The 24669-nt window shown below is 60.6% G+C and carries 23 protein-coding genes; 7 read left to right on the forward strand and 16 right to left on the reverse strand.

All coding sequences use genetic code 11. The annotated features are described in order from the left end of the window. Positions 1-16: 16 nt before the first annotated feature. From cysN to HBJ55_RS01870, 9 genes are all read right to left on the reverse strand, one after another. A complete protein-coding gene (gene cysN, locus HBJ55_RS01830; RefSeq protein WP_167110455.1) occupies positions 17-1933 on the reverse strand; it encodes a sulfate adenylyltransferase subunit CysN in 1917 nt (638 codons plus the stop codon). After that, on the reverse strand, positions 1933-2850 hold the full coding sequence (cysD, locus tag HBJ55_RS01835) for a sulfate adenylyltransferase subunit CysD (RefSeq protein ID WP_167110457.1): 918 nt from the start codon (positions 2848-2850) through the stop codon (positions 1933-1935). The genes cysN and cysD overlap by 1 nt, the downstream gene beginning before the upstream one ends. Before the next feature lie 29 nt (positions 2851-2879). Beyond that, positions 2880-3680 carry a 3'(2'),5'-bisphosphate nucleotidase CysQ gene (cysQ, locus tag HBJ55_RS01840; protein ID WP_167110648.1) on the reverse strand — a complete coding sequence of 267 codons (801 nt, stop codon included), beginning with the start codon at positions 3678-3680 and terminating at the stop codon, positions 2880-2882. Positions 3681-3745: 65 nt separating this feature from the next. After that, the gene (locus HBJ55_RS01845; RefSeq protein WP_167110650.1) at positions 3746-5512 is read right to left on the reverse strand and encodes an SLC13 family permease; all 1767 of its coding nucleotides are present in this window, start codon (positions 5510-5512) and stop codon (positions 3746-3748) included. Positions 5513-5524: 12 nt separating this feature from the next. Continuing rightward, entirely contained in the window at positions 5525-6847 is a 1323-nt protein-coding gene (locus HBJ55_RS01850) for a UDP-glucose dehydrogenase family protein (RefSeq protein ID WP_167110459.1), read from the reverse strand. An 82-nt stretch (positions 6848-6929) separates the two neighbouring features. Next, positions 6930-8396 carry an MBL fold metallo-hydrolase RNA specificity domain-containing protein gene (locus tag HBJ55_RS01855; protein ID WP_167110461.1) on the reverse strand — a complete coding sequence of 489 codons (1467 nt, stop codon included), beginning with the start codon at positions 8394-8396 and terminating at the stop codon, positions 6930-6932. Between the two features lie 58 nt (positions 8397-8454). After that, positions 8455-9462 (reverse strand): NAD-dependent epimerase/dehydratase family protein, encoded by a 1008-nt coding sequence (locus HBJ55_RS01860; protein WP_167110463.1) that lies wholly within the window; start codon positions 9460-9462, stop codon positions 8455-8457. Between the two features lie 478 nt (positions 9463-9940). Next, positions 9941-10447 (reverse strand): hypothetical protein, encoded by a 507-nt coding sequence (locus HBJ55_RS01865; RefSeq protein WP_167110465.1) that lies wholly within the window; start codon positions 10445-10447, stop codon positions 9941-9943. 7 nt (positions 10448-10454) lie between these two features. Beyond that, positions 10455-10751: a hypothetical protein gene (locus HBJ55_RS01870; protein WP_240935943.1), complete on the reverse strand. Its 297-nt coding sequence runs from the start codon at positions 10749-10751 to the stop codon at positions 10455-10457. Between the two features lie 340 nt (positions 10752-11091). Here HBJ55_RS01870 and HBJ55_RS01875 point away from each other — a divergent pair, with 340 nt between their 5' ends. Then, positions 11092-11913 (forward strand): helix-turn-helix domain-containing protein, encoded by an 822-nt coding sequence (locus HBJ55_RS01875; RefSeq protein ID WP_167110467.1) that lies wholly within the window; start codon positions 11092-11094, stop codon positions 11911-11913. Between the two features lie 98 nt (positions 11914-12011). On the opposite strand, the gene HBJ55_RS01880 is transcribed toward HBJ55_RS01875, so the two are convergent. Next, on the reverse strand, positions 12012-12392 hold the full coding sequence (locus HBJ55_RS01880; protein WP_167110469.1) for a histone-like nucleoid-structuring protein, MvaT/MvaU family: 381 nt from the start codon (positions 12390-12392) through the stop codon (positions 12012-12014). 487 nt (positions 12393-12879) lie between these two features. Here HBJ55_RS01880 and HBJ55_RS01885 point away from each other — a divergent pair, with 487 nt between their 5' ends. After that, positions 12880-13584: a Crp/Fnr family transcriptional regulator gene (locus tag HBJ55_RS01885; protein WP_167110471.1), complete on the forward strand. Its 705-nt coding sequence runs from the start codon at positions 12880-12882 to the stop codon at positions 13582-13584. 59 nt (positions 13585-13643) lie between these two features. Here the strand turns inward: HBJ55_RS01885 and HBJ55_RS01890 are convergent, their stop codons facing one another. The 6 genes from HBJ55_RS01890 to HBJ55_RS22675 form a co-directional block, all read right to left on the reverse strand. Beyond that, positions 13644-14249: a DUF2931 family protein gene (locus HBJ55_RS01890; RefSeq protein ID WP_167110473.1), complete on the reverse strand. Its 606-nt coding sequence runs from the start codon at positions 14247-14249 to the stop codon at positions 13644-13646. After that, a complete protein-coding gene (locus tag HBJ55_RS01895) occupies positions 14242-15798 on the reverse strand; it encodes a T6SS phospholipase effector Tle1-like catalytic domain-containing protein (protein ID WP_338071952.1) in 1557 nt (518 codons plus the stop codon). The genes HBJ55_RS01890 and HBJ55_RS01895 overlap by 8 nt, the downstream gene beginning before the upstream one ends. A 325-nt stretch (positions 15799-16123) precedes the next feature. Further along, the gene (locus HBJ55_RS01900) at positions 16124-16651 is read right to left on the reverse strand and encodes an HPP family protein (RefSeq protein ID WP_167110475.1); all 528 of its coding nucleotides are present in this window, start codon (positions 16649-16651) and stop codon (positions 16124-16126) included. Positions 16652-16773: 122 nt separating this feature from the next. Next, positions 16774-17349, reverse strand: a complete 576-nt coding sequence (locus HBJ55_RS01905; protein WP_206022140.1) for an anti-virulence regulator CigR family protein — start codon at positions 17347-17349, stop codon at positions 16774-16776. Between the two features lie 121 nt (positions 17350-17470). Then, a complete protein-coding gene (locus tag HBJ55_RS01910; protein WP_167110477.1) occupies positions 17471-19261 on the reverse strand; it encodes a DUF7305 domain-containing protein in 1791 nt (596 codons plus the stop codon). Positions 19262-19442: 181 nt separating this feature from the next. Next, positions 19443-19886 (reverse strand): type IV pilin protein, encoded by a 444-nt coding sequence (locus HBJ55_RS22675; RefSeq protein ID WP_422674162.1) that lies wholly within the window; start codon positions 19884-19886, stop codon positions 19443-19445. Positions 19887-20199: 313 nt separating this feature from the next. Between HBJ55_RS22675 and pilB the strand changes: the two genes are divergently transcribed. The 5 genes from pilB to HBJ55_RS01940 all read left to right on the forward strand — a co-directional run bounded on the left by pilB (position 20200) and on the right by HBJ55_RS01940 (position 24631). Then, positions 20200-21993, forward strand: coding sequence for a type IV-A pilus assembly ATPase PilB (gene pilB / locus HBJ55_RS01920; protein ID WP_167110479.1), 1794 nt, complete (start codon positions 20200-20202; stop codon positions 21991-21993). An 86-nt stretch (positions 21994-22079) separates the two neighbouring features. Then, positions 22080-23312: a type II secretion system F family protein gene (locus HBJ55_RS01925; protein WP_167110482.1), complete on the forward strand. Its 1233-nt coding sequence runs from the start codon at positions 22080-22082 to the stop codon at positions 23310-23312. After that, positions 23309-23575: a DUF4258 domain-containing protein gene (locus HBJ55_RS01930; protein ID WP_338071953.1), complete on the forward strand. Its 267-nt coding sequence runs from the start codon at positions 23309-23311 to the stop codon at positions 23573-23575. The genes HBJ55_RS01925 and HBJ55_RS01930 overlap by 4 nt, the downstream gene beginning before the upstream one ends. Positions 23576-23578: 3 nt before the next feature. Further along, entirely contained in the window at positions 23579-23770 is a 192-nt protein-coding gene (locus HBJ55_RS01935; RefSeq protein WP_167110484.1) for a DUF2283 domain-containing protein, read from the forward strand. A gap of 15 nt (positions 23771-23785) precedes the next feature. Next, entirely contained in the window at positions 23786-24631 is an 846-nt protein-coding gene (locus HBJ55_RS01940; protein WP_167110662.1) for a prepilin peptidase, read from the forward strand. Positions 24632-24669 lie beyond the last annotated feature (38 nt).

The raw sequence follows: 24669 nt of genomic DNA on the forward strand, positions 1-24669 counted from the left end.
TCTTGCAGTCTTAAATCTACTTGAGTTGCTTGAGCAGCAACCCGACGATCTCCTGCTGACACAATTCGGCGGTATTGACGGTGACCTCAGCAGCTTTTGGTACCTCGTAGGGACTGTTGATGCCGGTAAAGTCCTTGATCTTGCCTTCGCGGGCCTTCTGGTAGAGCCCCTTGGGATCGCGCTGCTCGCAGATATCCAGCGGAGTGTCGACATATACTTCGATGAAGCCACCGCTCTGAAACAGGGCCCGCGCAGCATCGCGGTCGGCGCGGAACGGGGAGATGAAGGCAGTGATCACGATAATACCCGCTTCGGCGAACAATCGTGCCACTTCGCCCACGCGGCGGATGTTCTCGGCGCGGTCTTCCTCGCTCATGCCGAGGTCCTTGCACAGGCCGTGGCGGATGTTGTCGCCGTCCAGCAACATGGTGTGATAACCACGGCGGTTCAGTTCCACTTCCAAGGCGTTGGCCAGTGAAGATTTTCCCGCACCTGATAGACCGGTGAACCAGACGCACTTGCCCTGGTGACCGTTGAGCTGCTCGCGCATGGCCTGGGTAACGCTGGTGCGGTTCCACACCACGTTGGCCTTGCTGTCATGCTCTCGGAATTCGTAGGGCAGTTCACTATCCAGCGGCTGGTGGATCATCCCCGCCCCGACCGTTACGTTGCTGAGACGGTCGATGACGATGAAGCAGCCGGTACCGGGGCTGGTGCGGTAATCGTCGATGGGTACGGGCGCCGTCAGTTCGATATGACACCGCGCGATGGCGTTAAGATCGAGATTCTCGGCGTGGCGATGCTCAAGCGTGTTGACGTCGACCTGGTAGTCGATGGCCGTGACCTTGCCGGCCACGGCCCGGGTGGCAAGCTTGAGGTCGTAGAGCCTGCCGGGCTCCAGCGGCGTTTCATGCATCCAGACGATATCCGCCTCGAAGCCATTGGCAAGCGGCACCTTGGCCTCTTCCGCCACGAGCCAGTCGCCGCGGGAGATATCGATCTCATCCTCGAGGGTGAGTGTAACTGCCTGCCCCGGGTAGGCGATCTCGAGATCGCCATCGAAGGTGACGATTCTTTCCACCTTGGAAACCTTGCCGGAGGGCAGCGCCATAACTTTCTGGCCGCGGTGCACGATACCGGCAGCCAGGGTCCCGGCGTAGCCGCGGAAGTCGAGGTTGGGGCGGTTGACGTACTGTACCGGGAAGCGCAGGTCACGAAGGTTTTGGTCGTGGCTGATCTCTACGTTTTCCAGCAGCTCCAACAAGGCCGGTTGGGTGTACCAGCCCATGGTTTCGCTCTTGTTGACGACGTTATCGCCCTTGAGGGCGGACATCGGCACGAAGCGGATGTCAGGAGCGTGCAGCTTGTCGGCAACCGCCTGGTACTCTTCGACGATCTCGTCGAAGCGCGCCTGCGAGTAGTCGACCAGATCCATCTTGTTCACCGCCACGATCAAGTGCTGGATGCCCAGCAGGTCGGCGATGAAGCTGTGGCGCCGGGTCTGGGTCTGCACACCGTAGCGGGCATCGATCAGGATGATCGCCAGGTTGGCCGTGGAGGCGCCGGTGGCCATGTTGCGCGTGTACTGCTCGTGCCCCGGCGTATCGGCGATGATGAACTTGCGCTTGTCGGTGGAGAAGAAGCGGTAGGCCACGTCGATGGTGATGCCCTGCTCGCGCTCCGACTGCAGGCCATCGACCAGCAGCGCCAGGTCAACTTCCTCCCCGGTAGTGCCGACTTTTTTCGAGTCCCTGGCGATGGCGGCCAGTTGGTCCTCGTAGATCATCTTGGAATCGTGCAGCAGACGGCCGATCAGGGTCGACTTGCCGTCGTCGACGCTGCCGCAGGTGATGAAGCGGAGCAGGTCTTTGTTTTCGTGCTCGCGGAGGTAGGCTTCGATGTCCTCGGCGATCAGTGTCGATTGATGTGCCATCAGAAGTACCCCTCGCGCTTCTTCTTCTCCATCGAGCCGGCCTGGTCGTGGTCGATGGCTCGACCGCTGCGCTCGCTGGTGCGGGTCAGCAGCATCTCCTGGATGATCTCGGGCAGCGTGTCGGCCTTCGATTCCACCGCACCGGTCAGCGGATAGCAGCCCAGGGTGCGGAAGCGCACCCACTTCTCCTCCGGCACTTCGCCGGGGGCGAGCGGCAGCCGCTCGTCGTCGACCATTACCAGCATGCCGTCGCGTTCCACCACCGGGCGTGGCGCGGCGTAGTAGAGCGGTACGATGGGAATCTGCTCGAGATAGATGTACTGCCAGATATCCAGCTCGGTCCAGTTGGAGAGCGGGAAGGCGCGGATCGATTCGCCCTTGTTGACTCGCGCGTTGTAGAGGTTCCACAGCTCGGGGCGCTGGCTCTTTGGGTCCCAGCGGTGAAATTTGTCGCGGAACGAGAACACCCGCTCCTTGGCGCGGCTGGCCTCCTCGTCGCGGCGGGCGCCGCCGAAGGCGGCATCGAAGCCGTACTTGTCCAGCGCCTGCTTGAGCGCCTGGGTCTTCATCACGTCGGTATAGCCACTGGAGCCGTGGTCGAAGGGGTTGATGCCGGCGGCGCGCCCCTCCTCGTTGGTATGCACCAGCAGCTCCATGCCCACCTCGGCGGCCATGCGGTCGCGGAAGGCGATCATCTCGCGGAACTTCCAGGTGGTGTTGATGTGCATCAGCGGGAACGGCGGCGGCCCGGGGAAGAAGGCCTTGCGCGCCAGGTGCAGCATCACCGAGGAGTCCTTGCCGATGGAATAGAGCATCACCGGGTTGCGGAACTCGGCCGCCACCTCGCGGATGATATGGATCGACTCGGCCTCGAGCTGTTTGAGGTGTGTCTGCCGCTCAGCAGAAATATCTGACATCAAAGGTACCTTGGAACAGTAGCGGCAAATTAGAGACTAGCCCGCAGGGCCGATTCCCAGCGTGGGTCCCGCTCACCGGCAACGATGAAGAACGGGTTGAGTATGCTTTCCTGCTGGTTGCAGCGCAGGGGCTCCAGGGTGTGGGCGTCCAGAACCTGGCCGCCCGCCGCGGTGACCACTGCCTGGGCGGCTGCGGTATCCCATTCGCTTGTCGGTGCCAGGCGCGGATAGAGGTCGGCCTTGCCTTCCGCCACCAGGCACAGCTTCAACGAACTGCCCATGGAGGTCCGTTCATGATTCGGCAGAATGCGACAGAAGGCTTCGAATTCCTCCGAACCATGAATACGGCTACCCACCACCTGCCAGCTTTCTTGCTCTGGATCGGGCAGTGCGCGCACGCGGATGAGCTCTAGCGCCCCACCGTTCTCCTGTTTCCATGCGCCCTGCCCCTGTTGCCCAATCCAAGTGGTGCGCAGCACAGGCGCATGGACGATACCGAACACCGGCACGCCATCCTCGATCAGCGCTACGTTGAGAGTGAACTCACCATTCTTCTTGATGAACTCCTTGGTGCCGTCGAGCGGATCAATCAGCCAGTAGCGCTGCCAAACCTTGCGCGTGGCGAAAGGAATTTCTGCGGATTCCTCGGAGAGGATCGGCACCTCTGGGGTAATGCCTTCAAGCAGATCCACCAGAGCATGGTGGGATGCCATATCCGCTTCGGTCAGCGGGCTCTTGTCATCCTTGGTCTCGACACTGAAATCACGCTCGTAGATCGAGATGACTTCACGGCCCGCGGTCTGAACGCCTTCGATAAGGCGGGTGCGCATCTCTGCGGTAACAAAATCGGTCAAAAGTATTTCCTTCTGGCTTCGGGCTAACTGCTAACACGCAGCTAAAAAGGCCAGGCCAGCGGTACCAGCGCTACGGCGGTGATGCCTACGATCAGGCTCAAGGGGGCGCCCAGCCTCAGATAGTCGGTAAAGCGATAACCGCCGGGCCCCAGTACCATCAAGTTGGTCTGATAGCCTAGCGGGGTCATGAAGCTGGCCGAGGCGGCGAACATGATGGCGATGACGAAAGGCATGAAGCTCACGCCCAACTGTTCGGCGACGGCCACGGCGATAGGAAACATCAGCACTGCCGCGGCATTGTTGGTGATCAGTTCCGTGAACATCACCGTCATGAGGTAAACCAGCGCCAGCGCTACCCAGGGCGCCAGGCCGTCAATCAGCAGCAACCACTGAGCCACTTGTGCGGCGGCACCGGTTTTCGTCATGGCTGCGCCTAGCGCGAACGAAGCCGCTATCACCACCAGTACGGAAAGATCCACATAGCGCCTGGCCTTGCTGGCCGGCACGCAGCGGGTCACCAGCATGCCGCCACCCGCCAGCAGCGCCGCTTCGAGAATGCTCAACAGCCCCGTGGCGCTGGCCGCCACCATGGCCGCGAGGATACCCATCGCCACGGGGGCCTTGCGAAAATCCGGCGGGGTGGAGTCGTTCAGGGCACTGACCAGCAGAAAATCCTTGCGATAGCGATACTGGTCGACGAAATCCTGGGCGGTTTCGATCAGCAGCGTATCACCCACCTGCAGTCGCATATCTCCCATCTTGCCGGGCAGCCGCCTGCCATGCCGCGAAATCGAGAGGATCACGGCCTGATAGCGCGAGCGAAAACGCGATTCCCGTACCGTCTGGTTCAACCCGCCGAAGTCCGGCCCGATGACGGCCTCCACCAGGCAGCGTTGATGGTGAGCGATATCCAGCTTGTGCACGTCACCACTGGCCGGTTTCAAGCCATGGATGCGGCGCAGTTCGCGGGCGCACTCGGGCGCCCCGATAAAGATGAGAATATCGCCCGCCTGCAATTCGGTGCTCGGCGGTACGGCGGTGAGCAGGCGGCCATGCCGTTCGATATCTGCCAGGTAACCAAAGCTGAGATGGCGCAACCCCGCGTCGGCAATGGTCCGGCCTACCAGCGGGCCTTTCTCGTCTACCACTACCTCGACCGAGTATTCGCGTGCCTGCTCGAGCTGTTCCAACACGCCCTGCCGGTTCGGCAGCAGGCGGTCGGCGAAGAGATAAAGAAAAGTGCCGCCTACCAGCACGACCGGGATACCGATCCAGGCAAGCGAGAACATGGTAAGCCCGATACCCATCTCGGTTTGCAGGAGGCCGTCCACCACCAGGTTGGTACTGGTGCCGATCAGCGTGCAGGTGCCGCCGAGGATGGCGGCATAGCTGAGCGGCAGCAGCAGCTTGGAGGGTGGCAACCGGAGGCGGCCCGCCCACTCCTGGATGGCCGGGATGAACATGGCCACCACGGTGGTGTTGTTCATGAAGGCACTCAGGCCCGATGCCGGAAGCAAAACGCGCAGCTGTGCCTGTCGCAGGCGTTGCGGCTGGCCCAGCAGCCGATGCGCCAGCCATTGGATGGCGCCGGTTTCCTTCAACCCTGCGGCGACGACATAGAGCACCGCAATGGTCATGACGCCAGGGTTACCGAACCCGGCGAGGGCTTCGCCGGGGGTCAGGATTCCCGAGATGATGAGTACGGCAAGCGCTGCCATGAGAATCGTATCCGGTGCCGCCCGGCTCAGGGCCAGGGCGAACAGTACCGATACGACGATTCCCAACGTGAACAGCGCTTCAACTGGCATCAAGAGAACGGCTTATCGTCCTACGGAAAGATAGGTGAACCCCTTGATTGCCATTCTCTTCGGCTCGAACATGTTGCGCCCGTCGAAGATCAGCGGCTCGGTGAGCTGCTGCTTGATCTGTTCGAAATCCGGGGCGCGGAAGCTTTGCCACTCGGTCACGATCACCAGGGCATCGGCACCGCGCAGGGTGGCTTCCTTGGTGCCGCACAGAGAGAAGTCATCGCGGTTGCCGTAGAGGCGTTGAGCTTCTTCCATGGCTTCCGGGTCAAAGGCTTGCACCTTGGCGCCGGCTTCCCACAGCGCTTCCATCAGCACGCGGCTGGGGGCTTCGCGCATGTCGTCGGTATTGGGCTTGAAGGCCAGACCCCAGAGGGCGAAGGTCTTGCCGGCCAGGTTGCCCTGGTAGTGCTTGTGAATCTTCTGGAACAGGGTGGTCTTCTGTTCCTCGTTGCGTGCTTCCACGGCCTTGAGCACCTTGGCGTCGAAGTCGATGTCGCCCGCGGTGCGAATCAGCGCCTGCACGTCCTTGGGGAAGCAGGAGCCGCCATAGCCGACACCGGGGTAGATGAAGTGGTAGCCGATGCGCGGGTCGGAGCCGATGCCCTGGCGCACCATCTCGATATCCGCCCCCAGGCGTTCGGCCAGGTTGGCCATTTCGTTCATGAAGCTGATCTTGGTGGCCAGCATGCAGTTGGCGGCGTACTTGGTCAGCTCGGCGCTGCGTACGTCCATCACGATCATCTTGTCCTGCTGGCGGCTGAAGGGGGCGTAAAGTTCACGCAGCATGTCTTCCGCCACCCGGCTGGAGGTGCCGATGATGATGCGATCCGGCCGCTGGCAGTCGCCCACGGCGCTGCCCTCCTTCAGGAATTCGGGGTTGGAGACCACGTCGAAGCGCAGGTCCTTGCGGCCACGGGCTTCCAGCACGCCGTCCACCTTGTCGCGCACCTTGTCGGCGGTGCCTACCGGCACGGTGGACTTGTTGATGATGACCTGGTCGCGCTCCATGTGCTGGGCGATGGTCTCGGCCACGGCCAGCACGTACTTGAGATCGGCGCTGCCGTCTTCGTCCGGCGGGGTGCCCACGGCGATGAACTGCACCTGGCCGTGCTTGACGCCTTCGGCAGCATCGGTGGTGAACTTGAGCCGCCCGGAAGCGAAGTTATCCTTGACCAGCGGCTCGAGCCCCGGTTCGTAGATGGGGATATCGCCCTTGCTCAGGCACTCCACCTTGGCGGCGTCCACGTCAACGCACACCACGTGATGACCCACGTCGGCCAGCACGGCCCCTTGCACCAGGCCTACGTAACCAGTTCCGAATACGGTAACGTTCATTGCCGTCCCTTTATGTAAGTTCTTTAAAGAAGGTATAGCTGATGTCGAATTTAACGTGCCGTGGTGCGGAACATGACGAAGCTCAAACCAAGGCCTGAGCTTCGTCTTTCGCAGCAGCTTTTTCAGCGCTTGAGACGAGGTAATCGCCGCCCAGCGTTACTCTCAACTCATGCCCTGCCCCCTCGGCCCACTCCAGCAACTTGGCCTTGAGCGCGGCCTGGGCGTGGGGGTCGCCGTGTACCAGGCGCACTTCACTGGGCGGCTGGCGCATGCGGCGCACGAAGTTGAGCAGGTCGTGCCGGTCGGCGTGGGCCGAGTAGCCGCTGACGGTTTCCACCCGCGCGCGAATGTCGATGCGCTGGCCATCCAGCATTACCCAGCCGCCCTTGGGGCCGTAGCGCTGAATGTCCCGCCCCGGTGTGCCGGCCGCCTGGTAGCCGGTAAAAAGCACGCAGTGGCGTTCGTCGCCGAGCATGCGCTTGAGGTAGTTCACCACCCTGCCGCCGCTGACCATGCCACTGGCGGCGATTACCACTGCGGGCCTGCCGCTTACTGCCAGGTATTCGACCGTGCGCTCGTGTTCTTCGTGGCTGTCCACGGTGTAGAGGTTCTCGAAGCTGAGCGGGTGGCGGCCGCTGCGCAGCGTCTTGTGCGCTTCGGCATCCCACCACGGCTTGAGTTCGCGGTACACCTCGGTGAAGCGGGCGGCCAGGGGCGAGTCGACGATGATCTCGAGCTCGCGCCAGCGCTCGCTGCGGCCGTTGTATATCAGCCCTTCCAGTTCGTAGAGCAGTTCCTGAGTGCGGCCCACACTGAAGGCGGGGATCACCACGGTGCCGCCGTTTTCGAGCGAGCTGTCGATGGCGGCCTTGAGCCTTTCGCGGCGGTGGCGCCGGTCTTCGTGCAGGCGGTCGCCGTAGGTGCTTTCCAGCACCAGCACGTCGGCGCGATACGGCGGCTTGGGCGCGGGCAGCAGCGGCGCGTAGGGCGCACCCAGGTCGCCGGAGAAGACGGTTCGCTGGCCTTTTCCCTGGAGTTGGCCGCTGGCCTTGTCCTGGGTGTCCACTTCCACGTAGGCGGAGCCGAGTATGTGCCCGGCGCGCTGCAGCTTGACCCGTACGCGGTGGCGCTCGTCGTCGAGCACGGTATGCCAGCTCTGGTAGTCCAGCGCCACCAAGCGCCCCTGCACTTCGGCCAGGAAGCGTTCGATCAGTGCGCGGTCGCGGGTGAAGCCGATCTTCAGGGCGTCTTCAATGACCAATGGCAGTAGCCGGGCCGAGGGCACCGAGCAGAGAATCGGCCCCTTGTAGCCCGCCGCCAGCAAATAGGGCAGCCGGCCGATGTGGTCGATGTGCACGTGGGTGACCACCAGCGCCAGCACGTCATCCACCGGAAAGCGCACTTTGTGCTGTTCGAGGCTGTCTAGATGCTCGGCATCCTGCCCCTGGAACAGGCCGCAGTCGATCAGCAGCGCCCGGTCCGGCGCGATCTGCAAGCGGTGGCAGCTGCCGGTTACGCCCGCCCCGCCGCCGTGATGGAGTATGTTCAAGTCGTCGTCCTTTACTTCTTGTTCTGTGAACCTTTGCTTTTGGATCTTGCCCTGCGAATCAGACGCCGTAGAAATTGCGGTACCACGCCACGAAACGCTTCACCCCCTCTTCCACTTGCACCTGTGGGCGGTAGCCGGTGGCTTCCAGCAGCGCTTCGGTGTCGGCCCAGGTTCGCTGCACGTCGCCGGGCTGCATGGGCAGGTATTCGCAGTTGGCCTCACGCCCGGTGGCGGCTTCCAAAGCACGGATGAACGACATCAGCGAGACCGGCGCGCCATAGCCGATGTTGTACAGCGCGTAAGGGGCGGTGCTGCGGTCGGGCCGGGCGCTGGCGGCGACGCGATCGGGTGTGGATTGAGGGATCACGTCCTGGATGCGCACGATACCTTCCACGATGTCATCGATGTAGGTGAAATCCCGTGACATGTCGCCGTGGTTGTACACCTGGATCGGCTTGTCTTCGAACATCGCCTTGACGAACTTGAAGATAGCCATGTCGGGCCGGCCCCAGGGGCCGTAGACGGTGAAGAAGCGTAGCCCCGTCATCGGCACGCCGTAGAGGTGGGCGTACGTGTGGCTCATCAGCTCGTTGGCCTTCTTCGTGGCCGCGTAAAGGCTGACGGGATGATCCACGTTGTCGCCGGTATCGAACGGCGTCTTGGCGTTCATGCCGTACACCGAGCTCGAGGAGGCGTACACCAGATGTCCCACCTTGTGCAGCCGGCACCCTTCCAGCACGTTGAGGTGGCCGATCAGGTTGGAGTCGGCGTAAACGTGAGGGTTTTCCAGCGAATAGCGCACACCGGCCTGGGCGGCCAGGTGGATCACCCGATCGAACTCGTTCTCGCGGAACAGCGCGGCCATGGCTTCGCGGTCGCCGAGATCCAGATGGATGAAGCGAATGTCATGGCACTCGGCCAGATCGTAAAGACGCGCCTGCTTGAGTGAGACGTCGTAATAGGTATTGAGGTTGTCGATACCGACGATCTCATGGCCTTGCCCACTCAAGCGCTTGGCCACCGCGTGGCCGATAAACCCAGCGATACCGGTAATAAGCAGTTTCACATTGAGCCTACGCTTCTCTTCGCAACGTGTCGTTACACAAAAGACGTGTTTCGCTACCCATCTTAACGGAAGCGCAGAGCGCCGCGAGATGATTCATCTCATGTCGTGGGTATGATTCTGCCGAGCACGCCTTTCAGACACGCTACCGCCCGGGGATTGTTCCGGGCGGTTCCCTGGCCCTGTTGCGAAGCGATACCAGGACGAGCGGGACGGAACTTCTTGAGAATGCGCACGGCGAACCTCAGGCAAGGTTCAACCCTTGGCGCCACTGCTCACGGTCCGTCGCCGAGCTGAGGCTCGACTGCCCTTCCCTGCCGGTATCGTTATTTGAATGACGCAATTCTACGGCACTGCGGCGCGATGCTCTACCGTGGAGTGAGAGCAAATATTCTGCGCCTTCAAATGGTTGTTTCACTTTTTACGAAACTATGACAGCGCATAGCACTGTTTACTGAGACGCACTCTAAGCAACGCTTCATCAACGGCAACGCCAAACGGCCAGGCGATGAACGAGGGCGAGCAGAATCAAGCCGGCGGCAAGCCAGCCAAGGCCGCTGACCAAGGCATTGAAGCCGCTGGGTAGGCTATGCGGTGGACGAAAGCTGATGCCGTGTTCGGCAAGACGTGCCACGAGATAAGTTGGGGCCGCCACCAGCGCCAGCGCGGTACTGGAGTGCCATGCGGCCAGGCGCCGGGTGATGCGCCACGGCTCGCCGGGAGGCTTGGCAACAGACTTGGCAGCGGTGGCCTTGGGCTTCGCACTGCTTTTAGGCGCGCGCTTGGCCGCAGCGGTTCTCTGCGTTTTACCGCCGCGCCTGGAGGTAGCTCCCCGGGCCTTGCCGGCACGCTTGTCGCTTCCCAGGGGGAAGCCGGAGGCGACCCAGCGAAGCAGGCGGGAAAGCGCCCAGCCAAGTGTGAACAGCACGGACAGCGCGACGCTGCCCATCACCAGGAGATAGGTCATCGGCGCAGAAATATCGATCATTGGCGATTCAGGCGATATGGCCGAGCATTTGCAGGGTACGCAGCAAAACGGCCACGCTCTCCTTGGGCTGGGCGTATTCCTTCATCAGCGACTGGAGCCGCGTTTCGAACGCCTGTTGGCGCTGCTGCCGCTCTTCCGCCTCCAGCTCCGCCAGGCTGCGCACAGGCGGTCCGGTGGGTATATCGAGGCGGGAATTGGGCTTTTCCAGCTCGCGCAGCGCCTGAGCGAATGCGTCGTCGAGCTCGCGAAACTTGCGTAGCTTTTCGCGCTCGTCCATGGAACGGTTGGGTTTCTGGTTTCTCATTTCTATCCGTAATTTGTACCAGGCGGCACTCGCGGGTGACCGCCCCGAGTATACCGCCAAACCGTGTGGTAGCGAAGGCTGGCCCTTGCGCTACCCTGAAGATACACAGCCTGCAATCAAGGAGCTCATATCGACTCCGGCCACAATTATGCACAAACGGTCAAATCCGTTACCCAAACTTGCCTTTGCCTCCCGCGAAAGCGCATAAAGAGGTGCATAAAAACCATAAAAACAGCAGGCGATATGCCTACCTGGCATAGCCAGGGCACTTCAGAGAGCGCCAGCGTTGATATGGATGCAGCAACCTTCATTTTGCTGCGGGTTCAAGCAAGGGACAGTTATGTTTAACGAGATGATGCGGGCGGAGATCTGGCTGCAGGATCACTTGGATAGCCAGCAGGGAATAGAAGACCTCGCCAGCCGACTCGGTTATTCGACCTCACAGGTTCGGCGCAGGTTCAAGCAGTGCTTCGGTCTGTCCCCTAGCGCTTATCGCGACACCCTGCGATTGGAAAAAGCGGCACGCTTGCTGGCGTTCACCCCTTTCTCCATCCAGACTATCGCATCCCGCTGCGGCTATCGGAATCATTCCGCCTTCAGTCGAGCTTTCCAACGATACCACAATCAAACGCCTCGCCAATACCGTCAGGCGTTGCGATTGAAACTCCATCACAACCCCTACTGCCAGGGGCATGGCGGTGACCCACCCAAGTATGAAATTCGTAAGGCTCCTTCACGCCAAGCCCTGGTAACACGCCTGTACCGAAAGGAACGTAGCCACCCCCTCGGAGTGCTGCGTAAATGGGCCAATCATGCCAAGGGCGTGGAGAGCCTGCCGGATCGCGTGCGTCAAGGGAAAACCATTGCCTTGATGCACAACATTCCACTGCCCAGCGACGTGGAGCGCATCGATGTAGGCCCGCTCATCAACGGCGACGAGGCACCGGGCATTGCCATTCCAGCGTCCTTTCGCTTGCTGAACCTGCCGGCCCAGAAGCACGCTTGCGTGGAGCTGGAATCGATGGAAATGATTCCCGACGTGATTCTCTACTTGGTGTGCGAAGGCCTTCCAAAAGAGAGCCTTCATGCCAGCGGCGAAGCGGTTCAGGTGGAATGGAGCGCGGATAGCGTACTCATCAGGCTTCCTGTCCAGCACGCCTGATAACTAACCACCAGAGGGCCCGCGCAATCGGCGCGCGCCCTCACAGCCCGGCCTGAAGTTCGGTATTCAACTCCAGACCTCTCGACTCAACTCTTTACTCAGGACTCGACGCGAACCAGCCAGCCTTCAACGGTGTCGGAACCGAACTCGTCTTTCCATGCCTTGAGTGTCTTCTGGTTACCGCCGCGGGTCTCCACCACTTCGCCGGTCTTCGGGTTCTTGTAGATCTTCAGCTTGCGCTTGCGGCGACCGGTGCTGGAAGAGGCTGCTGCCTTGGCCGGTGCGGATTTGCTGCCCTGCGGCTCGAGCAGGCCGATAACGTCGGTTGAGCTTTTGTTGAACTCGCGCATCAAGGCTTCGAGCTTGTCCTTGAACTCCAGTTCCGCCTTCAAACGATCGTCGTTCTGCAGCCGCTCCATTTCAGCCTGAAGCTGCTTGAGCTGCTGTTCTTTCTGCATGAATTCGCTGAGAAGAGACATATACACGTTCCTTGCAATTGGGATATTTTGGGATGCCGCCTATAAATACAACAACGCGAACCAAATGACAATACTTCAATGTAGTTTTAGTCGATTTGCATCGGCTGAGTCAAATAGGCAAGCCTGCCAATTAGTACGATGAGTAAGCGGCACTCAACGTAACCGCAACACACTCGAACTGAAAACGTACGCCTTGTCAATCTTGGAACTTTTGTGAGTAGAAACTCACCAGGTTGAATCGCCGCTGAACCTTTGTTCGCGCTGTTGCGCTGAATCACCTAACCGAGGTCAAGAAACCGCTCGGCGGCGGGCCAAAGTGAGCCACTGAAGTATTGCGACCACTTTCAAAAGCGATACAGACCAGCGGCCACAAAGGCCATTTAAATTAGTTTTATCTAATTGAGAAATTTGTACCTTACAGAGCTTTTGTTACACTTCTACCCAGGAACGATCCGGATGCGATCGAGGACACGACGAAAGGGATGTCATGTACTTGTTCCATAACTTCAAGTCACGCAACGATTTATGCCCCGAAGACAAGCGAATTTTCAGTAGCCATGTCGGCCCGGTGCGGGAGGTGAAGAAAGGAAGCCACCTGGCCCGCGAGGGAGACAGGCTGGAATGCCTGCACCTCATCGAGGACGGCTGGGCCTGCCGCTACAGGATGCTGCGCGATGGCAGCGAGCCCATCACTTCGCTACTGCTGCCTGGGGATATCAGCGACAATGGCCAGGGCCTACATAACAGGCTGGAATTTTCCATCAGGGCCATTACACCGCTTCGCTTCACCACTATCGACTCAACCAGTGCCGAGCGATTGTTCGAGCGCCCCAGAATACTTCGCCTGTTCCGGGCATCGGGCCATATCAGCCATAGCATGGCCTTGAATTGGATCATCAATGTCTCGGCGCGCAACGCCGAGGGGCGTATCGCCAACTTGCTGTGTGAATGCTACGCCCGTTCTCATGCTGCCGGGCTGACCTATCGTGGCCGATACTTCTTCCCGCTTACGCAGACGGAAATATCCGATGTACTGGGCCTTTCCAGCGTTCATGTAAGCCGCTCGATCGGCAAGATCAAGCGCAAGGGGCTGATAGAGAACTGCGACAACAAGCAGATTCAGATCAAGAACTGGCACGGCCTGGCCGCCCTGGGCGATTTCAAGCATGCACACCTCGAGATCGCCCCTTGATCGTCTAAGCTCACTACCGCAAAACAAGCACAACAGCCGAACCACTCACCACCCCACTCTTACCAAGGCGAGGGAATAACTCCTTCGTCAACGCGCCGTTGGGTTTGGCTGCGGAAGGTAGATGGGTCGCCCTCCACTTCCTCGGCCCACGCAGATTCCACAATCGGCGCATGGAAATCCTGGCTGCGATCATTTCCGCAGGCTTTGCAGTATGCCCGCCACCACACAATGACTTCGCCCTTGCCGGAGAAGCCAGTTACCAAGTAGTGGAGGTATTGGGACGGAGGATAATCCCGGTACCACTGTTGTAGCAGAGCATCGGTATCCGGTAGCTCCAGATCGATCTCGTAGAAGGTCTGGGTGCGGTAGGAAAACCAGCGTGCCTGAACCGATGAAGGCGCGGGCATAGGGTGGGCCAGTGCGTTGACGGCACCCAGCCGAGGGGGCCTGTGCTCGAATCCTGCGCTGGAATTTCCTGCAGGGGTGCTCCAAGAATGGTCAAAGCTCAGTTCTTGTATCCAGATTGGCCATCCCCGGGGGCCGCCGACGGGCTGGACGGCAAAGTCATAACGTCGCGACGCAGGCTCCGCCTCACAGGCAGCGGTTAATAACAGCAAGCCCAGCAGCAGCACAGGGCGCAAACGGCTCTTCCATGACCTAGGCATCCTGAGGCTCCTGAGGGGTCGCTACTGGCACATCGTGGCGGTTGGGGAATACCCGGCGCACGCCGGTTGCCTCCGGCGCATAGGCGAGGCTCTCCTGGCGGTGCGAGGTGTGAATATAGCCATTGAGGAATCGGTGGGAATCGTCCAGCTGACCTCCGGCAGCCCGCCAGGCGTCCAGCTTTTCTCGTAACTCGGCGGGGATAGTATGGTCCGCATCATCCCGTAGCTCATCAAAGGGCACCCAGGCTCGCCTCGCCTCTTCGTACATTTGGCGCAGGGCGTAGATAGCCAGTTCCTTGCGTGTGGCGCGCCGCTCGACTTCGAGCACGTCCATCCCATCCACTCGAATGGAGAGCCCTCGTGCCTGCGCTTCCGCCTGTGCCAGGCGAATCGTCTCCCCATTGGCGCCAAGCCCGCCGCGGCGGCGCACGATCAGTTCTTCAATATTGGCGAAATCCGCCTCGTGCCGAGGGTTCTCGTAGCCGCCGCCCACATCGGAGTGCGCCCCCGGCAGGGCGATCTCGGCGAAGTTGCCGGGATGGTTGCCCTGGGCATCGACAATGCTGCTGAGCGGAAAATTGCGGCGGATCTCGTGATGAGCGGTGAGCTGCACCACACGTGCGGCGCTGCCTGAAGCAAGGTAGAGATCGAAATCGAGGTTTTCGGCATTGCCGGGCCAGTAAAAACTCCCCACGGTATCGAACAGCCCCACGAAGCGCACCTGCGGGAAAGGAATCGGCGTGGGCGGAAAGGCCGGGATACGGCGCATCGGTGGTTGGTAACCTGGTCTGATAAGGCGGAAGTCCGGCACCAACAAGTGCTCCGGCCAACGATGGACAAGGTTGACGAAATGCCGGGCCAGGGCCGCTCCACGGCTGAATCCGAACACGTCGAAGGAAATCAGCGCATCGGGGTTGGCTTCTAAAATTGGGCGGAGTAAATTTAGAACCAGCTCGATACGTGCATGTGCGCCCTCCGGACCGACGCCGGTGCCTAGCCCGACCAGATCCTCGGAAGCCACGAAGCCATCCTCGCTCTCGCCGCCGGTTATGGTCCCCACGCCATGTATATAGATTGGGTAATAACCACTCTCAGCGTCGTCGGGGTAGAGATTACGTAACTTTGCCACGTTGGTGATATCGCGATCGGGCAGGTGGCGATCGTTGTACATATTGTTGCCGGTGCCATCGAAGAACACGCCGATGTGCAGAGTACGCGGCCGAGTGGGAGGCGTTTCCGCCACCGGCGGCGCTGTGGAAGGCCGCGGCTCGGGAGCCGGCACAGGGCGCGTGACGCCCCAGTCACCGTGACGCTGTAGCATGGCCATGGCTTGTGGCCCCAGGCCACGGGAATTAAGCCGCGGAAGCAAGGAGTCGACCAGACTACTGCCACTGAATGCCCAATGGGCGTTCGAGCGCCACTGCTTGCCGTTCCACTCGACCAGAGGAAGGAAGGGGCGGTCGAAACCGTCGTTGAGGACCAGCAGCAGGTCGCCCTGCTTGACCGCCTTGACGATCGTCCGGATTGCCACTTCCTTGTCCGGCAGCACTCCGCAACCGCCTGCCTTGGCATATAGCTGTGAGAGACCTTCCCGGCCGGACTCCCTCGACAATTTGTCTTTGACCTTGCTCGAGGCGAAGGTGGGCGACTCGATGAAGGGAAGATCGACGTCCCTGACGTCATGGCGAGGTTTGAGCTTCCAGAACACTGCCTTGTCTCCTGTCCCTGGCTTCAGATTGGCAATGTTTATTAGGGTATCCGGATTGTAAAGAGCCGCGCTATGGCCGATTTCCTACAGCCTCCTGAGCAAATATCTGACTTCGGCGTGGCGAGCGCTGACGTCCTCACATGGCGCGCCATCAGAAGCACAAACCCTACCAGTAGCGCGGGTAGCGCCGATGGCGGGCCAGGTTATTGACCAGGATCGCCACCACGAGCATGACACCGCAGCCGATGCCGATCGGCATCAGGGGATACCACCAACCCAGGGCCGCAATCGCTTCGCCACCTATCACGGCACCCAGTGCCGCCGCGGCACCGGGCGGGTGCACGGTGTGGGTGAGCTGCATGACGAGTATCGACAACGACACGGCAAGCGTTACCGCCAGCGCGGTGCTGCCCAGCAGCTGGAAGCAGGCCACCCCTACCAGAGCAGAGAGCATGCTACCGAACAGGACATTGCGAGGCTGGGCGAATGGGCTGTCGGGCGCGGCATAGATCAGCACCGAAGTGGCGCCGAAGGAGGCCACGATCAAGAGGTGGTGGGAAAGCCAGTGCGCGCTTAGCCAGCAGATGGCCCCCATGCCGATGAATGCACCGAACCACGACCACAGGGCATCCTGCCAATCGGGGCTGGGAGCTCGCGTTCGTTCGGCGCGCATCTTGCCGAGATAGGTCTTCATGTCCGTCTCTTGCACAAAATAGGTGCAGGAGTCTCGCAAAGCGCACCGCAAAAGTGAAGGCAAGTTTTTTTATAAGAACATGCCTATTGATTGACCAGAGTCAGCTTTTCCTCATTGCACGCTCAATAGAAGATATCGCGCAGGATCTCGTAAATGATGGCGTTGGCGGCATCCACCAAAATGACATCGGGACCGACTCGGCGCCATTCATAGCCGTCGTAGCGCGGCAAGTCGCGCAGGACTCGTTCGTCCAGTTGCATTGCAATGCCGGGTGGTAGCGGTTTGCCGCGCTCCAGGTTCATGCGAATGCCGGGCGGCAGGTTCTCATGGCGGCGGTCGATCTCGATCCAGTCGCGGCGCTCGACCAGCAGGCGGCGGATCTCGCGTTCGTCGATACGCGGGCCGTGGGAAACATCGTACCGTTCCACTCGCCCCTCGCCATGCCCATGATTGCTTTCTCGGAACGAGCGCTCGGGTTCACCCGGCTGGCCACGGCCAGGCTGAGCCGGCGCTGCGCCCTGCCCTTGCCCTCTTCCCTGGCCGTCGCCATGGTTCTGCCATTTGCCTTGATTCTGGCCTTGCCCATGGCCCTGGCCCTTGCCGGGATTCTCGGTCGGCTGGGCTTGAAGCCCGGCACTTCCGAGCGTCAACCCAAGCGCCGTAGCGACTACGAGCAGTTCACGTTTGGCATGCAGCATCGTCCTGACCTCCTGTACCCGACTTGCTTCCAGCCTAGACAGGAAATGCGCAGCGAGCGTGCAACGAAACGGCACTTTCAGGTGCTTTGTGCAGCGTCACAGAATATAGCTTGAGGCAGCCTTACCCTACCCAGATTCCTTCTATACGCGGCATTGCCGTCGGCCCTCCGCCGCCAACACCGCCTTCGGTATCGTCGAATGCTTCATCGTAGTGAAACCCGCCGGCACCCTTTACCTCGATACTTCTGCCGACGACTTCGCCATAGAACTGCCCGCTTCCAGCAACCTCGACATGAGAATGGGGCGCGATGATCTGGCCGTAGAAGTTCGAAGCACCACCGAGAAACACGCCGGACCCACCATGTGAAGTATCGTCGTGGACGGAGATCACTGAGAGAATCGGGCTTACGTTGCCATTCATATCGACTCGGGTAGGCTTGCCATCGCCCACCTCGATAGCGCTGGCCAGCTTGAACTCACCGGCCGTTACGATAGTAAGGCTACTTCCTTCGGCGATTCGAAACGAACCGCCTCCGCCGATATCGATATTCCCGGTAACCACCATGACCATATCGACCGGGTTGCCGGCACTGCCGATATGGAAGTTGGCACTGCCTGCTAGCTTGAGGGAATCGAACCTTACGATGGATTTGCCCTGGTACTGCTGCGGAGTACCTATGTCCGACACCTTGCCGCTGGGATCATGCAGCCCACTGGCATCAAGAACGATATTGCGACCTGCCCCTTTCATGTCGAGCTCCCCCGAAGAGGTCGCAACCTGGGCCAGATACTCGGCGTACCAACCAACCTGTACCGGTACGTCACACTCCTCCGGCGACGACACCGAGAACACAGGCGTCAGCCCCTGCGGGCCGCCACTATCGGCGTCGAGCACCCCACCCACCTGATCGGCAGCGGTACGCACCGAATTCACCGCTGAAACCAGGGCATCGCCTTCGATGCGCGAACTCCAGTTGCCCAGCGTCAGCGTGCCGGCCGCCTGCACGTCGCCATGCACGGTGCCGCTACTGGTAATCGCCACGTCGCCGAGGCCCGTCACATTACCGTATATGTTGGAGCCGCCACCGCTGATGCTTATCGTGTCGTTTGCCTTGACGTTTCCATGCACGGCGCCTGAACCATTCGTCGAGAAAGTTCCGCTCGCTGCTACCTCACCGTAAATCGGCGAGGCACCGGTCACTCTGACTTCGGCCCCCTCGGTCTGGGTACCGACCACGACATTGCTGCGCTGGGCATTGCTGCCGCCATAGGCTCCCTCGCGCGAGTCATAGCTATCGATGATACCGCTGCCTTTCACCTGAACGCCCTCGCAGCTCATCAATCCACGCGAACCCGGCGGTGGCGGCATCGGTATGGCGACAAGCGCAGTCGCCGTGCGTATGGCCTCATCGGCGGCATTGCCAAAATACCCCTCGCTTTCGATGCGTATGCCAGCCTGCCCCGCCAGTAGAACATCGTCTTCCGGCAGAGCCGGCATGAGGCGCCAACGATAGCGGCCATTGGTTGAAATCGAGCCTTCTGCCGACCAAGTGCCGGGAAGGGCACCATTCAGGGCAGCCTGTGCCTGCTCAGGGGTAGCCGCATTCCGCGCTTGTACGGCGGCACTACGCAGGTCCGCAACGAAAGTGGTGGGATTGGCATTGAACACGGGAGGGTTGGGAGGCTGGCCGGTATTGAGCGCATCTATCGCGCTGCGAAGCTCACCGTTGAAGGCGTATAGCCCGGCTTCCGCTTCGTTCTGTGCCATGACCGATGCGCGGTAGTTACCAGCCAGCCGCTCATTGACCAGACTACCGCTGATACCTGACAGGCCCAGCATCAACGATATGCTCAGCATGGACAGCACTACGACAAGCGCGGCCCCCTGTTGCTGCTGTTGTGTACCTGCCATCGCCACCCCCAGTGACATTTGGCTACGCATTGGATACACAACTTTACACGAAGCTTAGACGAAGGTCACCCTTTGACTTAATTATTTATCACATAAAATAAGATAATATTTACACTAAGCGTCCGTCATTAACTTCCAATAAAAAAAGGCCGGCACAAGCCGGCCTAAAAAATTCGGGTTATCAGGTACCAAGCTGTAATGTGAAAGTTATAGTTGTGTCTCCAGGTGCAACAGGGCTGGCAGTGAATGAGTCACCAATAGCTACAGTCGTGGGGTCATATCCAGAGTAGGTGCATGCTGCTCCAGTAGGTGCCGCAGGTGGGGTGTCATTACTATAGAGAGCCGCCAGGACCGAATTAGCAAACGCTTTTGACTCAATATCACAAGCGTTATTAGCCGATCTTTCTGTATAACTCTGATACTGCGGAATCGCAATCGCCGCCAGAATGCCGATGATCGCTACCACGATCAGCAGCTCGATCAAGGTGAAACCGCCCTGTCCCTGCTTGGCGGCTGCTCGTTTTTGCATCATTTCTCTCATACTCATCGCAGTCGTCCCCTGCTCTTTGGTGCCCGTTGGCCGCTCTCGGCAGCCTTGGGCGGTTTGCACCTGCGGCACGGTCACCGCGTGTATCGTGGCTCGGCCTATGGGGCCTTGCCCGTCCCCTTGCTGGGTCTCCTCAAGCTTTTTGTCGTAAATGCCTGAGTTCGCGCCCTTCTTCGCGGCTATCCAGAGCCTTGAAGCCTACATTAGATGACTCAGCCTCTACCCCGCAAGCGCTACCTACGTAGGTAGGAGTCAACCTCAGAATAAGCCATGATTAAATTAATACCAGTTGGTATGGCGTTTGTCAGCCTGGCTGTGAACGCCCCCACCAACGGTCTAGAATGCGGGTAACTTATCGCTCACCGCCCTTGCGGGCTTTGCCTGAGGCGCCATGAACGACTATCGAACGGCACCGGCCGGTGCCCACGGTTCAGCCAGTGGGGATGCCAGCCAGCAGCGCGCAACCGATACCGGGGGCCTTCGCGGTTTCGCTCGCAGGTTGGTGGAGTACGGGCTACTTTCACGCGCGGCGGCCGAGCGGGCGGAGCATGAGGCGCGCGAGGCGGAGACCAGCCTGCTGCAGCATGTGGTTGAGGCCGGTCTGGTCACGGCACGCCAGGGTACGCTGTGCGCTGCCTGGGAGTATGGCCTGCCCTTGGTCGATCTGGACGCGCTGCGCCTGGCGAGCCTGCCCCCGGCAAACGAATATCCCGAAAAGCTGCTGCGCAAGCTGTGCGTGGTGCCGCTCAATCGCCGCGGCCACCGGCTGACCGTTGCGGTGCCTTACCCTTCCACCCTGGCCCTGCTCGACGAGCTGCAGTTCGCCACCGGCCTGAGCATCGAAGCCGTGCTGTGTCCGGTGGATCAGTTGATGCCGGTACTCGAGGCCTACCTGGCCCAGCACGAATCCAGCATGATGGACGAGCTGGCAGGGGTCGACGACGCGGTAAGCGAGCTGGAATTTGGCGAAGGCGTCGACCTCAGCGATGAGCGTGCCAACGATGCCGCCCTGAGCGGTGCCGACGATGCGCCGATCGTCAAGTTCGTCAACAAGGTTCTGCTGGATGCCATTCGTCGCGGTGCCTCTGACATCCATTTCGAACCCTACGAGACCAGCTACCGTGTGCGCATGCGCGTGGACGGCATGCTGATGGAATCGGCACGCCCCCCCTTCGCCATGCGTTCGCGCATCGCCGCGCGCCTGAAGGTAATGGCGCGGCTGGATATTTCCGAACGCCGCCTGCCGCAGGATGGCGCGATCAAGCTGAAGGTAACGAAGACTCGCTCGATCGATTTCCGCGTGAACTCGCTGCCTACCGTGTACGGCGAGAAGATCGTGCTGCGTATACTCGACCCCGCCTCGGCGCAGATCGGCATCGATGCGTTGGGCTTCACCCCGGAGCAGCGCGCCCTGTACGAAGGCGTGCTGGACCACCCCCAGGGCATGATCCTGGTTACCGGCCCTACCGGTAGCGGCAAGACGGTTACGCTCTATACCGGGCTGAACATCCTCAACGAGGTGCAGCGCAACATCTGTACCGCCGAAGATCCGGTGGAGATCAAGGTGCCGGGGGTCAACCAGGTCAACGTACTGCCCAAGATCGGCCTGGATTTCGCCAGCGCCCTGCGCGCCTTCCTGCGCCAGGATCCGGACGTGGTGATGGTGGGTGAGATCCGCGACCTGGAGACCGCCGAGATTGCGGTGAAGGCATCGCAGACCGGCCACCTGGTGCTCTCCACGGTACATACCAACTCTGCCGCGGAAACTCTCACCCGCCTGGCCAATATGGGTGTGCCGCCCTTCAACATTGCCAGCTCCGTGAGCCTGATCATTGCCCAGCGCCTGGCCCGCCGGCTGTGCAAGCACTGCCGCCAGGAGGCGGAGCTTCCCCGCGAGGTGCTGCTGCAGGAAGGCTTCACCGAACAGGAGGTGGGTGACGCCACGGTGTATGAAGCAGTAGGCTGCAAGCACTGCACCCATGGCTACAAGGGCCGGGTGGGGATCTATGAAGTGGTCCCGATCAGCACGGCCATGAGCCAGTTGATCATGCGCAACGGCAATTCGATGGACTTTGATAGCCTGGCTCGCCAGGAGGGCCACCCGGACCTGCGCCGCAGCGGGCTATTGAAGGTGATGCAGGGGGTTACGAGCCTGACCGAGGTGAATCGGATCACAAAGGATTGACTAATGCCTGCGCGAGCGAATCGCTCGGCAATTTGATGCGCCAGACGTCAAAGCTATAAGAGACTTAACCAAGCAGCAGGGAATCTATGGCAACCAGAACGGCAAGAGCGCCAAAGAAGCTGAAACTGTACCGCTGGCGTTGGACGGGCAAGGGTCCTGGCGGGCGCCTGGTCAGCGGTGAGGTAGTGGCCGCCGAGAAGTTCGAGGTGGAACGCGAGCTGGCCAACCAGAACATCATCGTCAAGAACGTGCGCCGCAAAGGCGGGCTCACCGGCGGTATGGGCACCATCAAGCCCAGGGACGTGATGCTTTTCGCCCGCCAGATGGCCACTATGATTCGTGCCGGTGTACCGGTGCTGCAGGCGTTCCAGGTAGTGGCCGAGAGCATTCGCAAGCCGGCCATGAGCGCCGTGGTACAGCAGATGATGAACGAGGTGGCGGCCGGCTCGAGCTTCTCCCAGGCGCTGCGCAATCACCCCGAGCAGTTCGATAGCCTGTTCTGCAACCTGGTGGAAGCGGGTGAGAGTTCCGGCTCGTTGGACCGCATGCTCGATCGTATCGCCGTATACAAGGAGAAGGTGGAGTCGCTCAAGGGCCGGGTGAAGAAGGCGCTGTGGTATCCCATAGCGGTGATCCTGGTGGGGGTCGGCGTCACAGCGCTGCTGCTGATCAAGGTGGTACCGCAATTCGAGAGCTTGTTCCACGGTTTCGGCGCCGAACTGCCGGCCATGACCCGCATGACCATCGCCCTTTCCGAATTCGCCCAACAGTACTGGTTGTGGGGCCTGGGCGGGATGATCGCCTTCGTCTACCTGTTGCGCCAGGGCATCAAGCGCTCACCGGCTTTCGCCTATCGCGTGCATGCGTTCCTGCTCAAGGTACCGGTGCTGGGCGATATCTTCGATAAATCCGCCGTGGCACGCTATTCCCGGACCCTGGCGACTACATACGGTGCCGGCGTGCCCATGGTGGAAGCGCTGGACATCGCTGCCGGGGCTACCGGCAACCTGGTTTACGAGCGCGCCACACGGCAGATCCGCGAGGACGTCGCCACCGGCCAGCAGCTCCATTTCGCCATGCGCCTGACCGAGCGCTTCCCCGCGCTGGCGGTGCAGATGGTGGGCATCGGCGAGGAGTCCGGCGCGCTGGACGCCATGCTCAACCGCGTGGCCGACTATTACGAGGAAGAGGTCGACAACAAGGTCGACGCCCTCACCTCGCTGCTGGAGCCGCTGATCATCGTGGTGCTGGGGATACTGGTCGGCGGCCTGGTGGTCTCGATGTACCTGCCGATCTTCGAGTTGGGCACTGTGCTGTGAGCAAAGCACTGTATTGTCAGCGGTTTGCACGCTACGTTCATGTTACGCGCCATGCCAGCGAGCGCATGGCTGAGCGCAGAATAAACAGAGCGTTATTAACTGAGCTATTGGAGAAGGGAGAGACTCGCTATAAAGATTCAGAGCGGCTCTGGATCGCAATGAGCGTCGCCGACAGGCAAGATAACCTGATCTGTGCAGCAGTTGTGCTTGAGGATAAACTAGTCGTCAAAACGATCATGCATCACTTCTGCTGGGAGGAGTAGCAGATGAGAACTACATACGATGAAGCTGATGACATCCTTGTACTCCATCTTTCGGACAAGCCCATAGCGAAGGAAATGTCTCAGGACTGGAATACACATGTCAGCTATGCCGAGGATGGCACTTTGGTAGAGATAGTGATTTTGGACGCCTCCAAGCAAGGTGCATGGCCTTTGCTCAAGAGTGAGGCTGCTTGATAAGGAACGACATTGATTGACCTCCCCCCCGCCATCCTCTGGCCACTTGTGGCCGTGCTGGGTCTTTGCCTGGGCAGCTTCCTCAACGTGGTAATCGTGCGCCTGCCGGTCATGCTGATGCTGGGCTGGCGGGCCGAGGCCCGCGAGGCGCTGGAGCTGCCCGAAGAGGAGTCACCCCGCTTCAACCTGCTGGTGCCGCGCTCGATCTGTCCCCAGTGCGAGACGCCGATTACCTGGCACGACAACCTGCCGGTCATCGGCTGGTTCAAGCGACGCGGCCGCTGTGCCGCCTGTGAAGCGCGCATCAGTCCGCAGTATCCGTTGGTGGAGCTGGCCGGTGCCGGCCTGGCGCTGGCCGTGCTGACGCTTTACGGGGCCACCTGGCAGGGCCTGTTCGTCTTCGGTGCCTGCCTGGCGCTGCTGGCCCTGGCCGTGATCGACCTGCGTACCCAACTGCTGCCGGACATGATGACCCTGCCGCTGCTGTGGGCCGGCCTGCTCTACCAGTTATTGTTCCATCCATTGATGCTGTCCAGTGCGGTAATTGGCGCCATGGCAGGCTATCTCGCCCTGTGGAGCGTCTACTGGCTGTTCAAGCTGGTAACCGGCAAAGAAGGCATGGGCTACGGCGACTTCAAGCTGCTGGCGGCCCTGGGCGCCTGGCTGGGTTGGCAGTACCTGCCGATGGTGCTGATTCTTTCCGCCGGCGTGGGTGCCATCGTGGGTATCGCCATCCAGCTCGCCCTGCCCCGCCTGCGCGGTGCACCGATGCCCTTCGGGCCCTACCTGGCCAGCGCCGGTTGGATCGCGCTGCTGGTGGGCGAGCCGCTGATGGCCGCCTATGTCGGCATGGCGTTTTAATTGGGAGAGCCATGTGAGGAAGTACCTGACAAGGGAGC

The organism is Billgrantia bachuensis (assembly GCF_011742165.1).
Taxonomy (GTDB): Bacteria; Pseudomonadota; Gammaproteobacteria; order Pseudomonadales; family Halomonadaceae; genus Halomonas; species Halomonas bachuensis.